The 13,226-nt window shown below is 52.7% G+C and carries 9 protein-coding genes; 3 read left to right on the top strand and 6 right to left on the bottom strand.

What is annotated here, in order from left to right; all coding sequences use genetic code 11:
- The first annotated feature begins 91 nt into the window (after positions 1 to 91).
- Complete coding sequence (locus HBA55_RS31635; RefSeq protein ID WP_166999749.1) at positions 92 to 1,195, top strand: glutathione S-transferase family protein; 1,104 nt, start codon at positions 92 to 94, stop codon at positions 1,193 to 1,195.
- Between the two features lie 534 nt (positions 1,196 to 1,729).
- Here the strand turns inward: HBA55_RS31635 and HBA55_RS31630 are convergent.
- Positions 1,730 to 3,526: an alkyl sulfatase dimerization domain-containing protein gene (locus tag HBA55_RS31630; protein ID WP_166999748.1), complete on the bottom strand. Its 1,797-nt coding sequence runs from the start codon at positions 3,524 to 3,526 to the stop codon at positions 1,730 to 1,732.
- Positions 3,527 to 3,629: 103 nt separating this feature from the next.
- Between HBA55_RS31630 and HBA55_RS31625 the strand changes: the two genes are divergently transcribed.
- Positions 3,630 to 4,655 carry a helix-turn-helix transcriptional regulator gene (locus tag HBA55_RS31625; protein ID WP_166999747.1) on the top strand — a complete coding sequence of 342 codons (1,026 nt, stop codon included), beginning with the start codon at positions 3,630 to 3,632 and terminating at the stop codon, positions 4,653 to 4,655.
- Here HBA55_RS31625 and speB read toward each other — a convergent pair.
- The 4 genes from speB to HBA55_RS31605 are packed head-to-tail and all read right to left on the bottom strand — an operon-like array spanning position 4,652 to position 10,385.
- A complete protein-coding gene (gene speB / locus HBA55_RS31620) occupies positions 4,652 to 5,662 on the bottom strand; it encodes an agmatinase (RefSeq protein WP_206020069.1) in 1,011 nt (336 codons plus the stop codon). The genes HBA55_RS31625 and speB overlap by 4 nt on opposite strands.
- A gap of 27 nt (positions 5,663 to 5,689) precedes the next feature.
- Positions 5,690 to 6,910: a serine hydrolase domain-containing protein gene (locus HBA55_RS31615; protein ID WP_166999745.1), complete on the bottom strand. Its 1,221-nt coding sequence runs from the start codon at positions 6,908 to 6,910 to the stop codon at positions 5,690 to 5,692.
- Positions 6,911 to 6,923: 13 nt separating this feature from the next.
- Positions 6,924 to 8,060 carry an MFS transporter gene (locus HBA55_RS31610; protein ID WP_166999744.1) on the bottom strand — a complete coding sequence of 379 codons (1,137 nt, stop codon included), beginning with the start codon at positions 8,058 to 8,060 and terminating at the stop codon, positions 6,924 to 6,926.
- Between the two features lie 12 nt (positions 8,061 to 8,072).
- Positions 8,073 to 10,385 carry a TonB-dependent receptor gene (locus HBA55_RS31605; protein ID WP_166999743.1) on the bottom strand — a complete coding sequence of 771 codons (2,313 nt, stop codon included), beginning with the start codon at positions 10,383 to 10,385 and terminating at the stop codon, positions 8,073 to 8,075.
- Between the two features lie 294 nt (positions 10,386 to 10,679).
- Between HBA55_RS31605 and HBA55_RS31600 the strand changes: the two genes are divergently transcribed.
- Positions 10,680 to 11,363, top strand: a complete 684-nt coding sequence (locus tag HBA55_RS31600; RefSeq protein ID WP_166999742.1) for a TetR/AcrR family transcriptional regulator — start codon at positions 10,680 to 10,682, stop codon at positions 11,361 to 11,363.
- On the opposite strand, the gene HBA55_RS31595 is transcribed toward HBA55_RS31600, so the two are convergent.
- Positions 11,360 to 12,931 (bottom strand): aminotransferase class III-fold pyridoxal phosphate-dependent enzyme, encoded by a 1,572-nt coding sequence (locus HBA55_RS31595; RefSeq protein WP_166999741.1) that lies wholly within the window; start codon positions 12,929 to 12,931, stop codon positions 11,360 to 11,362. The two genes, HBA55_RS31600 and HBA55_RS31595, sit on opposite strands and share 4 nt — an antisense overlap.
- Positions 12,932 to 13,226: the final 295 nt, after the last annotated feature.

Genomic DNA, 13,226 nt, shown 5'->3' with positions numbered 1-13,226 from the left:
AAATCGGCAAAGGCTTTGACTCCAAAAATCCCGCAGCTATACACTCGTTTGAAAAGCAAGAGACATAGAAGAACCTGCAAGGAGCCACACCATGACCGCCGACTACACCCTCTACGGGGCCGATTTATCACTCTATACCGGCAAAGCCAGAGCCTATATGCGCTACAAAAACCTGAACTGGCAAGAAGTGCTGGCCACCGCAGATGTCTACCGCGACGTCATACTTCCCAAAGTCGGAGCCCCCATCATTCCCGTACTGCAAACCGCAGAAGATCAAGTCGTCCAAGACACCACCGATATTATCGACTTTCTTGAGCAACGCCACCCGGAAGGCTGCATCTACCCCAACACCCCCAAACAACGACTGGCGGCACTACTACTGGAATTTTTTGGTGACGAATGGCTACTCCTGCCCGCTATGCACTACCGCTGGAACTACCTTGAGCAACAACGGGAATTTATCTTGCAAGGATTCGGACAAATCGCAGGGCCCGACGCCAGCACCGAAGAACAAATCAAACTGGGCGAACAACTCTGCGCCCCCTTCCGCGGTTCGGTAGAAAAAATGGGCGTCAACGAAGACACCAAAGCAGCGATAGAACAAACCTACCTCACCCTGCTCGATCAACTCAACGAACACCTCACTCACCACCCCTACCTGTTGGGAACACGCCCCTCCATCGGCGACTTTGGACTCATGGGCCCACTCTACGCCCACCTCGGTCGCGACCCCTACCCAAAAGCCCTAATGCAAAAACGTGCACCCAAAGTCTACGAATGGGTTGAACGCATGAACAACCCCGAGCCGCTGTCAGGCGACTTTCTGCCCAACGACGAAGTCCCCGAAACACTCCTGCCGATTCTAAGAACCCAGAGCAAGGAACAACTACCCGACGTACTCAGCGTCATTCAGCACAACGCCACCTGGCTCGAACAAAACCCGGATGGCAATCTGCCAAGATTTCTGGGCGAACACGAATTTACAATAGGTGATGTAAAAAGCAAACGCTGGATCAGCAGCTACTCACAATGGATGTTCCAACGCCCACTGAGCTTCTACCAATCACTGACACAAGACCAGTACCAACCGGTCGATAATTGGCTGGAAAGCATAGAAGCTCTCACGGAATTAAAGACACAACTTACACACCCAGTAAGACGCAAGCAGGGACAACTGGAGTTGGTAGCCGCCTAAAGCGCTTAATGTTGGAGTCCGCCGCATTGTGGCCAATTAAATGGTGGATTACGCCGCTTCGCGGCTAATCCCCCCTACGAATGCCTTAGAACCGCCTTAAGTAAGTGCCATTCGGGTCAGACTCCTTGATCTTTAGCCCAGCATAACAGTAAAAACTCTGCCCATTGAGGCACCAACGCTCGTGTACCTCAGAGCCAGCGGTGGTCAGGGTGTTGTTTTCAGAGCTTCAAAAGCGAGCGCCGATGGAGTAAAAAAGACCGGCGCTTTTTGCCGGGCTTTTTTTTGGGACGGAGGGCAGCCTGGAGGGCCGCCGCTTAGCTCTGAAAACAACACCCTGGCCGCCGCTTGAGACACAGAACTTCGCGACACTGCTAAGGCCAGTCGCCCTCAGAGCGGGCTGCTACAGGGATTAGCCCCAACTTGGCTGGTATTAGCACCAATCGGTTCGGAGGCCTCCGCAAGAACTTGATCTATACTCGATGGCCGCTTGTGGCACCGATCCAGAAGTCTGACCCCGGCCTGCTTGCACCGCCACTACCGAACCGCCAACCGCTCCATAAACGGGTTCTCATCAAACGCCTTACCAAATGACCGCAACGCCAACAAACTGCCCTCAAACTCAATAAGACCATCCGCAATTGCACCGGCAGCCTCAATATCCCTCTTCACCAACCGATTAAACGTCTCACGACTCATCGACAAAACCGCATCCGCATCCAGCCCATCCTCCATCAACAACACCCCATTACGAAGACGCGCCGTAAACTGCTCACCACTGTCACGGATATCATAAGCCACAGAAATCCGCTCCTCACCGACCTCCTCAGCCCTGACCCGATAACGCAAAGACCCGATAATATCCCGCGCCGACTGCGACTCAATACGAGCAAACGCAGCGTCCTTCACACGCGCCGCCACCATCGCAGGCGTCAACTTACCCTCAAGCTCCAACGCCGACGTCAAATACCAGGACCGCCAAGTCGTATTCAACTCCGCATAGCCCAACTCACGAAACGCTGCCGCCTTAAGATTGCGCGCCTCCATATCCCCATGATCCACCCGAATCAAATAGGTCAACAACTCTGCGGCGAACTGAAAATCTCCATCGCGATAATACTCATTAGACGCAGCAAAAACCCGATCACGCCCCCCCATCAACTTAATATGACGGCGAGCCAACTCCACCGGCTCCGTCGGCCGATACTCAATACCGTCACCACTAAAATACCCCATCAACCCGGCATGCATCTGCGGCGCAATATGTCGAAACGTTCCGTAAACTTCGGTAGAGAACGAACCATTCTCCAAATACTCCGGTACCTCCGTAAACTGCGCCTTCAGCTCCTCGATACCGTAACCCTTATTGATATAACGAATGGATTGATCATTGATCCACTGCACCAAATCCCGAAACTTCGTTACCGTCTCTCGGATATTCTCCTTGCCATGCATCGGCACCAAATGCGAACCCAACAGATGCTCCACGTCATAACTCAACACCGCATCCACGGCACGAATATACCCCGCCGGCTCACGAAACTTGGCTCCACGGATCGTGTAAATATTCGGAACCGAATGAAAAATTTCGTCGCCAACTGTAACCGCCTTAAACGCCGGCAAATACAAACCAAACTCAGACTTTGCCTCACCGCCGGTATAAAACACCTCTAGCTCGATCCCTTCAATCGTCAAACGGGTATTCTCAGAAAAGGTATCAGTCGGCGGAATATAACCCGAGTTACCACCATACTTGGCGCCGCAGCAACCGTGGTAATGTCGATCTTTTTCGGGTAATGCCATGCCGCCGTAATACACCACACGCACCGCCTGCGCAGGTGCCGTCGCCCCAAACTCGCTATTCATCTCCTCGACAAAATTATCCCAGGCATAAATACGAACCTTGCCCGCCTTAACGTCCGCTTCAGACACCAAACCTGTCGTACCGTTGTAATGATCCGGATGATGGTGAGAATAGAACACCGCGGTGACAGGTTTATCGCTGAACTGACGGATCTCCGCCAAAATCGCCTCGCCCTGCTGATGACTGAGGCCCGTGTCATATACGATCAGGCCATTGTCTCCCTCAATCACCACACTATTGGCCGCCCACCCGCCGGGATTGTTGATGGACCACAGGCGCTGATCGCCTATTTGATAAACCTTGGGCTCAAAATGCTTTCGGTGTTCATCAAAGTGTCCGGGCCAGGTCCTTTCCACACTGGGGGCCTTGGATAGATGCTGCGTTGTCGTGCTTTCCTCTTTACAGGCGGTCAAGGCCAACACAGCCAGCATGGCGGTAACCCAGGGTCTGGAAGATGAAATGAGTGTCACGATGAGGTCTCCATTGGGATTTTCTCCAGTATATCCAGCGTGATTAAGATACAATTAGCCAATAATCAGCCAGTTATATCCTATTATTACTGATTTTGAGCCCATGACCGACAACACGAGAAACCCCGACTCTTCCGTCTCCCCTCTGGCGGAAACCGATATCCATCAACTGGTCGATCACCTGGTAAAACTATCTGGCGGAGCCATTTCAACCCCCGGACAGACAACCCTTTCGGATCCTCGTGGCACTGGGCTGATGCAGGGCTGGGAGCTGGCCAGCGGTGTGGAACTGCTGCAATGGCGGGCGCACCTCAAACAGCCATTGGAGCTGCAACGCAGCCCGGCACCTGAACAGCAACCCGTCTGGTCGATCCTGCTGACGGACAGCGCCAGCCTGGTTGCCAGCGATGCGCAATCTCCCAAGCCAGCCGAGCGGAGCCGCAACGGCATGGCGTACCTATACAATCATCATCTGGCGCTCAACATGCTGTTCGGGAAAGCAGGTCACATTCGCATGCTGTTGATTCGCCTTAAGCCTCCTGCCTGGCAACACCTGCTGAAGCAACGTCCCCGCCACGTAGACGAATTTATCAATGCGCAAGAACCGCGCTTTTACGGATTTGATCTACAAGCCGGAAGTGCCAAAGGATTTGTGCAGCTGTTTGAGCAAGCGCAGCCGACCTTGGCAGAGCAAAAGCAGCAGGCACTACCCTGGCAGCAACTTCAGTCCGTTTTGGATATATGCAGCGATATTTTCAGCCGCCTGGAATACCGCAGCCTGCAGCCCACGGCCCGACTTCGCCCTCGTGATGCAATGCGAATTCAGCGGGTACGCCAATTGATGTTGGAAGATTTCCAATCACCGCTGGATCTGGCCATCATCGGCCGGGAAGTGGGGTTGGGACGCGACAAACTGCGGCAACTGTTTGGCCAGGTCTTCGGCTGTACACCCTTCCAATATTACCAGCAACAGCGGATGCAGGAGGCGCATCGCTTGATCACCCATGAGGGCTGCAGTGCTATGGATGCAGGTTACCGGGTGGGTTATAGCCACCTGGGACATTTCGCCCAGGCGTTCAAGAAGCAGTTCGGATACCTGCCAAAGGATGCCAGACTGAACCAGACCTAGGAGCGTCTACTTGCTAAAAAAGGAGCCTCAACCAGTAGACACAGCATCTCAAAAAGCAACGTAGCCCCATTTAGCGCCGTCACCCCACTGGGGTCCAATGGCGGTGCGACTTCCATAAGATCCGCGCCTATAAAGTTCATACCGCGAAATTCCCGCAATAACCTCTGCGCCTCTCTCATAGTAATACCGCCGGACTCCGGGGTACCGGTACCCGGCGCATAGACCGGATCCAGACCATCAATATCGAAACTCAAGTACACCGGATGATCACCGATAATCGCGCGGGCTTTTTCCGCCACGGCTCGCCAGCCCAGATCATCAAACTCCTCGATGGTAATCACATGCATACCCTGTTGCCGGCTGTACTCCAATCCGTCGGCAAAATTCTGACCACCCCGTATGCCAATCTGAATCGTCTTATTGGGGTCAATAACACCGGCCTCTGCGGCAAGCCTGAATGGTGCCCCGTGATGAAACTTTGATCCCTTGTAAGGCCCCCAGGTGTCGGTGTGCGAATCAATATGAATCACCGCTACCGGCTCTTGCTGAACGTTTGCCAGAGCTTTCATAATCGGCCAGGTAACCGAATGATCCCCGCCAACCGCCAGTGGCAGTACCCGTTGTTCGGCGATGGCAAGAAAATAGGATTCTATGTCCTCAACAGCCTGATCCAGGTTAAACAAATCATTGAAGTGCACATCACCCAGATCTCCGATCCGCGCCATCTCAAAAGGTTTAACCCCCGTCACTACATTGATCGCCCGCATCATGGTGGACTGATTGCGCACTTCTCTTGGACCATGACGGGCTCCACTGCGACAGGTAACACCTCCGTCAAAAGGAATGCCGATAATGCCGATGTCCACCTGGTTGAGATCGCGCACCAAGGGCGTCCGCATAAAGGTAGCAATATCGCTATAGCGCTGATTCAGATGAGGGGTTTGGGCTTGCCCCAAAATATCGGTAGTCTGATAAAAATCCTTGAACGTTGATACAGAGTTTGACACTGCAGTCATCTCCTCAATCGAATTAAATTAAAGTGCCGCAGTGATGGCATCGAAAGCTCTGAGTTGATCCATAACCATTCGAGTATCCGCCATCTCCGGCTGACAGGACATCTTGGCAATCACCAGTTCGTTGTTCGGGTCGATATAAAGGGTCTGACCATGTACGCCCAGCGCCATAAATGTTCCCGGGTGAGGATCACGGACCCACCACTGGTTGTGATAGGCGCCCCCGGGAAGCACCGGGCCGTATTGGGATTTGGTAAATGCCTCGATCAATTGCGCATCGGGAAAACGACACCGATCAATCCAATTCTTCGGCACGATCTGACTTCCGTTATAACATCCACCATTGGCCATCATCTGGCCAAAGCGGGCAAAATCCCTGAGGCAAATATTAAAGCCGCCTTCAAATGCCGCATAGCCGCCGGCGTCCACAATTGAAACCAAGTCCTGCTCAGCACCGAGAGGATGCCAGATGAGTTCCGCAAACAAGTCGTCGAAGTGTCTCTCTGTGACGCGTTCCAGTACACAACCGATCACATTGGTAATAACGGATTGATATTCAAAACGTTCACCGTGGGCATGGCCATTGGAACGTCTGGTTTGCGCGTAAGACAACATGTCAGTGGGGCCGCTGTACCCCATTTCTGGCTCCCGCCACCCTGTTGCCGTCTCGCAATTGCGCCAGTCAGCGTTGAGATCGCTATAATCCTCGTTGAACTGAACGCCCACTTGCATATCGAGTAATTGTTGAAGAGTCGCTCCCGCAAAACCCGTTTGTTGCAACTCAGGCAGTATTTCATCAACACGATCCTGTGTAGCAATATGACCCTGCTCCATCAATACGCCTGCCAGGGTAGAGGTAAAGGATTTGCTGCAGGACATGATCAGATGAAGGCTATCTTCACCCATACCATTGTAATAAGACTCATGCAGTATGCGGCCACGATGCATCACCAGAAAGCCGTCCGTCCAGGTTCGTTGCAATAGTTGCGATAACGAACAGCGCTCTCCCGCACTATCGATAAAGCTTACACCCTCCAGATTTTTCGCAGCCTGACTCAGTTCCGATGTATTTTTTGCACGGGCCACCCTGAGTGTTCGTGTAAATTGCTGCACTCGCTGAAAACTCCAGCGATTAAAGGGAGGACGAGTCCAGTTGCGGTTATCGACACGCTGACCTTCGGGCAATAAAGCACTTTTCCCCAAAGGCAGAACACTAAAACTGTTGATTACATTGGCATTCATTAAAAACTCCCAATTAATGCATTTGCGAACAGACGATGATGGGCTTGCCAGACGACGCAAAATTAAGAACAGAAAACAGTAACAATGACATCACAATAAAGGCACCGCATACGACGGTGACCGCAGTCCAAGACCCCGGAACTAATACGGATACCACCAGGCTCGGACCTGCCGCAATGCCAATCGCCTGGCAGGCGCCAACCAAAGGCATCCAAATGCCACCGGTATCTGCATCGGCCACCATCGCCATTTGAGCGGGCAACCACAGATTCCAGCAAAATTGAAACAGCATCCCGGCTAACAGGTAATGGGTAAAGTCAACACCCGCCAGAAACCCTGTCAGACTGATGATCTGCCCAAGCGCGCAAATGCTCATCATCGACATACGGCTAACCCATCGATGCATCCCCAGTGCCAGCAGCGCTCCCGCTGCGCCGGCTAACATCGACAATGACAATGCTTGAGCGACACTCTCCAGATTAAAACCGGCGTCGAGACCAATACGCTCGACAAACGCCCACAGTGATGACTGAGCCACAAAGAAGGCGACAATAGCCAGCAGCCCCCAAACCGGCTTCCATACTCGCTTCGAATTCGATCTGGCTGCAACTTGACCGTTTAACGGCATCCACCCACTCAAAGCAAATGCCATCAACGCCAACGCGGAAGAGCTGGCGAAGATGACAACAATGCCGCCACTGTCAATCAGAGTCGGAAGCAGTTTGAATGCAACTCCGGACCCCAATAGCTCCGCTACCACGGCCAAGGCGAAATTGCGATCCAGGTTACGGGTATCTCCAATGGCAGTGATTGACAGAGCTACCAATCCGCCTGCGGCTATCCCAGCCATAAGACGGCTGAACAATAGCGCCGGAAAATCCGCCCCGGACAACCAACTGAATCCGTTGGCGATGAGCAACAGCAGCGACAGATTGCGCCCCAATACAGCCCATGAGACGCGACGAACAACAACTAATCCTAATAACGACGCCAGCACAACGCCCACCATTTCAATGCTTGTCATTAGAGCACTCTGTTGGTGATCCAGCCCAACAGAGTCTTGCAGGGCACCGACGTAGAGCGGCATTACCAGGAAGATAAACGCACCGGTAAACAGCAAACCGACCATGGCAAGCAATGGTTTAGCCATTGGAAACAACCTTTATTGGAAGTTGTAATTCAGACTTACGCCATAGGTTTGTCCCTGACCGGTATAGCGTGTAAATACGTCATTACCCGCCGTGTTGGATACGTAGTAAAACTCGTCCCCCAGATTCTTACCCCAGAGAGACAACTCCCAATCACCGGCATCGGAGCCCAGGCTGAGGCGGGCATTGAACACCTGGTAATCCTCCACCAGATCGGTGCCGTCGTTGTTGGACAGATAAGAGTAATAATCATCGGTATACATATAGTCCGCGGTCGCCCGCATTACCAGACCATCGGCCACCGGCCACTCGTAACTCACCAACGCGTTATAAGACCACTGCGCGGCGTTGGGAAGCTCCGAGCCCGACAGATCCAGACCGTTGGTAAAGGTGTTAAAGTCAAAGCCTTGATCAAACTCCTCCACTCGGGTATCGAGCCAGGTAGTGGCCAGTTTTACATCCAGCCCCATGAACGGTCGCCATTGCAGCTCCAGCTCCAATCCCTTGACTTCGGAGCGGGGCACATTCTTGAGCTTGGTCAGAAAACCAAATACCGGGTCCGGTGTGGCATCGCCCACCTGCTTGTCACGATAATCATAGAGAAACGCAGCGCCATTGAGTTGCATGGTGCTGTCCAGCAAAGTGGCTTTGAAACCAAGTTCATAGGCCAGCAACTCCTCTTCTTGATAAGGACGATAGGTGTCAATGCCATTGGAAGGTTGACCGTTAAATCCACCGGATTTAAAGCCGGTGCCGACACTGGCATAAATAAGCCAGTCTTCATTGGGCAGATAATCCAGTCCGATTTTGCCGGTGACTTTTTCAGTGGTGATTTCATCACTGATTACCGGGTTGTCGACCGCACCGGTATTGAGGTCAACGCTGCTGAAAGTGCCACAATCTCCTGGCTCAAACTCGGTACCGTCGGACTCAGTAAAACCGAAAAAGTTATAGAGCCCGGACAGGGATCCATCGACATCGTAGGTACAAATATCAATCTCGCGCTGCTCGTGCGTATAGCGAGCCCCCAGCGTAAGCCGCAGCTCCGGGGTCAGTTCATATTCGGCGTGAGCAAACAGGGCGCGTATATCGGTGTTCTGCTCATACCGGGTTTCAGCAGAGGTGACACCGGCGGCATTGGAGGCATCGGCAAAACCAAACAACAGACGATCCTCAACCTCATCACCGGCCAGATAGACACCGGCGATCCAGGTCAGGTCTGTGGCACCGCTTGATGTCAGCCTCAACTCTTGCGACCAGCCGGAGATTTCCGTATCCATTTCGTTGAGGGAACGAACGTCAGCCAGCCCGTCCCAGTCGTTACTTTCGCTGCGCTCAAAGCGCTCCACTGACGTAATCGAAGTCAGAGAGAAATGATCCAGATCCCAATTGACGGTAATTGAGCCGCCCCAGGTCTCCACATCCCGCGACGGCGTCAGTCCCTGATCCCAAATAGCGGCATTGTTGTCGTCCTGATCGTTCACCACTCTGGGTTTACCACCGGCGGCACAACCCCAAGCATCCTCGCCACAGAGAGCGGGGTCATAGAAGCTGGGCTGCGCAAAGAATGCCTGTCCCACCTGATTGTCGGACTGGTCGCGACTGCCGTGTAGATTAAACAACACATTAACGCTGTCACCGGCGGCCCAGTCCAGCAGCACCCGACCGGCAAAGGTATCCACTTCACCGAGCTTATCGCCGTTAAGTTCGTTTTGCTGCCATCCTTCGCTTTGGCGCTGGGCCTCAAAAGCGACTCGGCCATTGAGGCCATCGGCTACCGCGCCCGACACAAAACCACCCAGCTTTTTATAGTCGTAGCGACCGTAATCAACACTGATGCCAGCCTCGAATACTTCCGTGGGTTTGTTACTGATAAAATTGATCGCACCGCCGGTGTTGTTGCGGCCATAGAGATCCCCTTGAGGGCCCTTCAGCACTTCAATGCGCTCCACATCAAACTGAGCGCCGCGGGTCATAACCGGGTAAGCCACCGCGACCTCATCCACATAGAGCCCCACGGTGCCGTTGCTATTGGGGCTGATATCATCAAAACCCACTCCGCGAATGGTGTACACGGGTATTCCCGAAGCCCCCGCCTCGGTCAGATACAGGCCCGGAGTATGTTTGGCCATATCCAGAGCACCGCCGATGCCCAATTCACGCATCTGGTCGCCGCTGAAGGCACTGACGGCGATGCCGACATCATTAAGAGTCTGAGCCCTCTTTTGGGCGGTCACCACCACCTCTTCCAGAACAAATCCTTCATTGGCCTGAACCTGGGACGCCATTGAGGCGGCAATGGCAGCTATCAGTAGATGTCTTCTCATTTGTCATTCTCTCCAGCTTTGGCGCTCCTCAACCATCATGAAGGGAGCACTTATTTATAGATTCAAAATTAATTAAAGTCTTAAATCATTCAATTTTCACTCTAGAATTGAAGAAATATCATTTTTTTCTAGAATAAAAACTAGAATACTCCGATAAAACAAGATGTCAATCTATAAATAAAGGAATTTTTTGTCTGTAAAATGCAAAAAGAGCTCTTTTTTATAGATATGGAATTAGTTATTCTGCGCTGAACAGCACCAACATACTGTCGCCACCCGAATAAGGAACGCATTATGGCCACCGAAGCAGAGTCAGATTTGGCCACCACCGGGACAGAAGAGGACAAAAACAACTTCCGTCGTCCCACCCAGGCTCGGGGCATTGCCAAGTTTGAAAAGATCCTGGATACGGTGCATGAACTGATAGAAAACCGCGGCATCGACAATTTCAGCCTTTATGACGTCGCCGACGCCGCCGGCGTGGCCACGGGCTCGGTCTATCACTTTTTCCCCAGCCTGCAGGCGGCCTTTGTGGCTCTGGTCGAACGCTACGACCAGGAATTCGCCGATATCATTGCCGCACCGGTGGACGCCAGTCTGGTGAATGACTGGGAGGACATTCTGTTTCACCACACAGAACGCAGCCGCGCCTACTTGAATCAAAATGCCCCGGCCCTGAACCTGCTTCTTGGTCCGGGCCAAAGCTGGCGCTCCCGCCTGGTGGACACCGAGGGCAACATGGTCATTGCCCAGTCCATGCTGGAAAGCTATCGACAGCTCTATATCGTACCTTCAGTGCCAGATCCCGCAGAGCTATTGCTGTTTGCCATCGAAATACTGGAAGCGCTTTGGGGCCTGTCCTACCAACGCCATCGCATGATTACCGATGACATGGCCGAGGAAACCCGCAAGGCCATGGTGGCCTACTTACGGCTTTACTTTCCCAAGCATATGGCACCGGCAGAGCAGCCGGTCTAACCCTGCTTCTGCCCCATAATAATGGCTATCATGTCATCGAAGACCCGCAGAAAATAATCCAGATCCTCGCGGCTATGCTGGGGGCATAACAGGAACATATTGAAGAACGGCATAATCAGTAATCCGTGATACCAGAGATAGGCGTGCGCAAATTCAAACAGTCCACCAAAACCAATTTGCGTGATCCCCGTTAACGGGTCTTCACATCGATCCGGGATAAAGTGAAAACAGAGTCGATTGCCCATCATTTCTGATCGAAAAGGCGCCTGATACTTTTCAAAGATATCCGCCATACCCTGGCGCACATAGTCCGCATTGGTGAGTAACGGATCGAATACCGAAGGCGTCATCACCTCCTGCATGGTCACTCGAAGCGCGGTAGTGGACATGGTATTGCCAGTCAAGGCGTTGCCCAGAAATCCCAAACCCGCACCCGCAAAGAAACCCGCTTCGTCCTGCCACTGCTCTAACTGGTCGGCGATTTCTCGTGTCATCCCGAACACAGCCCCGGGGATACCGGAAGAAATCGCCTTGCCACAGGACCACATATCAAACTCAAGACCTTGTGCGCCGACAGAACCGTTCCAGGCGTGGCCGAGCGTGTGAGTTTCATCGTAGCAAAGCAAGGTGCCGTATTTTTTCGTCAACTCACGAACACCTGCGTGCCACCCCTCCTGTGGCCAGGCCCAGCCGAAGTTGCTCATGACAGGCTCCATCATTACCACCGCCACATCCCGGTTCTTGAGACACTGCTCCAGAGACTCAAGATCATTCCACACAAAGATTCGGGTACCTTGATCCACATCGCCGTGATACTGCGGCATTTCGTGATAGCGAGAAATCACTCCCGGTTCCGGCATCATCTTCTGGGTTTCGTCGATGGTGCCGTGGTAAGCAAAGTTGGCAATCGCAATATTGGGGCGCCCCGTGACGCAGCGTGCGATTGACAACAGGTAACGATTGGAATCCGACGCGGTCAGTGCATGCATCCACACCGGCAGTTTAAAATGCCGCTCCAACTCAGCGGCGGCGGCCGCCTGCTCGGCGGTCCCCATCATGGGATCGATGCCGGTATTGAGAAGACTCTCTGCCGCTGCTTTGATAGCCGGGTTTTCAGGGCCATGCCCGAACATGGAGGGCGTGTCGCCAAACTGCAAGTCAATGTATTCATTGCCATCCACATCCCACAGCTTGCCCCCCATGCAATGGCTGGCAAACGGCAAGATCGGCGTCTCCCAATCCTTCTGATAAGAGCCAAAGATGCCCCACAACATGTTTTCTCGACCCGCCTTCTGCAACCGACTTGATTCAGGCATCTTGGCTTGCCACAGCGCCAGATACTTTTCGTATAGCGCTAGCAGCTGGTCCTGCGGAATCACTCCAAACTTTTCCACCTCCGATGGGTAGAAACTCGCCAGATTATTGAAGTCGGCATCCGGCGCCCACTTGCGCGCGCAGGCATAGTCAAAAGCTTTATCGGACACCAAAGCCGAAGCCTTGCGAAAAACACGTCCGCCTCGAAAGTAAGCATCGCCTTTTACCCTTGCAGGCTGCTGGAAATGATTCATAGATGCACCTATGTGTAGATTCTTCTCTCCGGGCGCTTACTCCACCCACCTTTCTAGATTTCAAACTAGTAAGGCGAAATTAACACCATCAATTACTAGATGTCAATCTATTTTTATTCCAATTATTTCCGTTACAATTCAATTTTCTCGAATAAATCCCTATATTTCTAAATATATATCTTTTTATGGTGAAGAGAGATGACTATGAAAAGATGGAAGTCCGGTTCGATTGAAAACCTAAGGGCCTAAGACCAGCGGCAGGAATAATGAATACCCACCAGGAGCCGATCTTGCG

The sequence above is a fragment of the Pseudomaricurvus alkylphenolicus genome (assembly GCF_011683955.1).
Lineage (GTDB): Bacteria > Pseudomonadota > Gammaproteobacteria > Pseudomonadales > Cellvibrionaceae > Pseudomaricurvus > Pseudomaricurvus alkylphenolicus.
The sequence above is the reverse complement of the archived record's forward strand: the minus strand, read 5'-3'. Positions and strand labels throughout refer to the sequence as shown.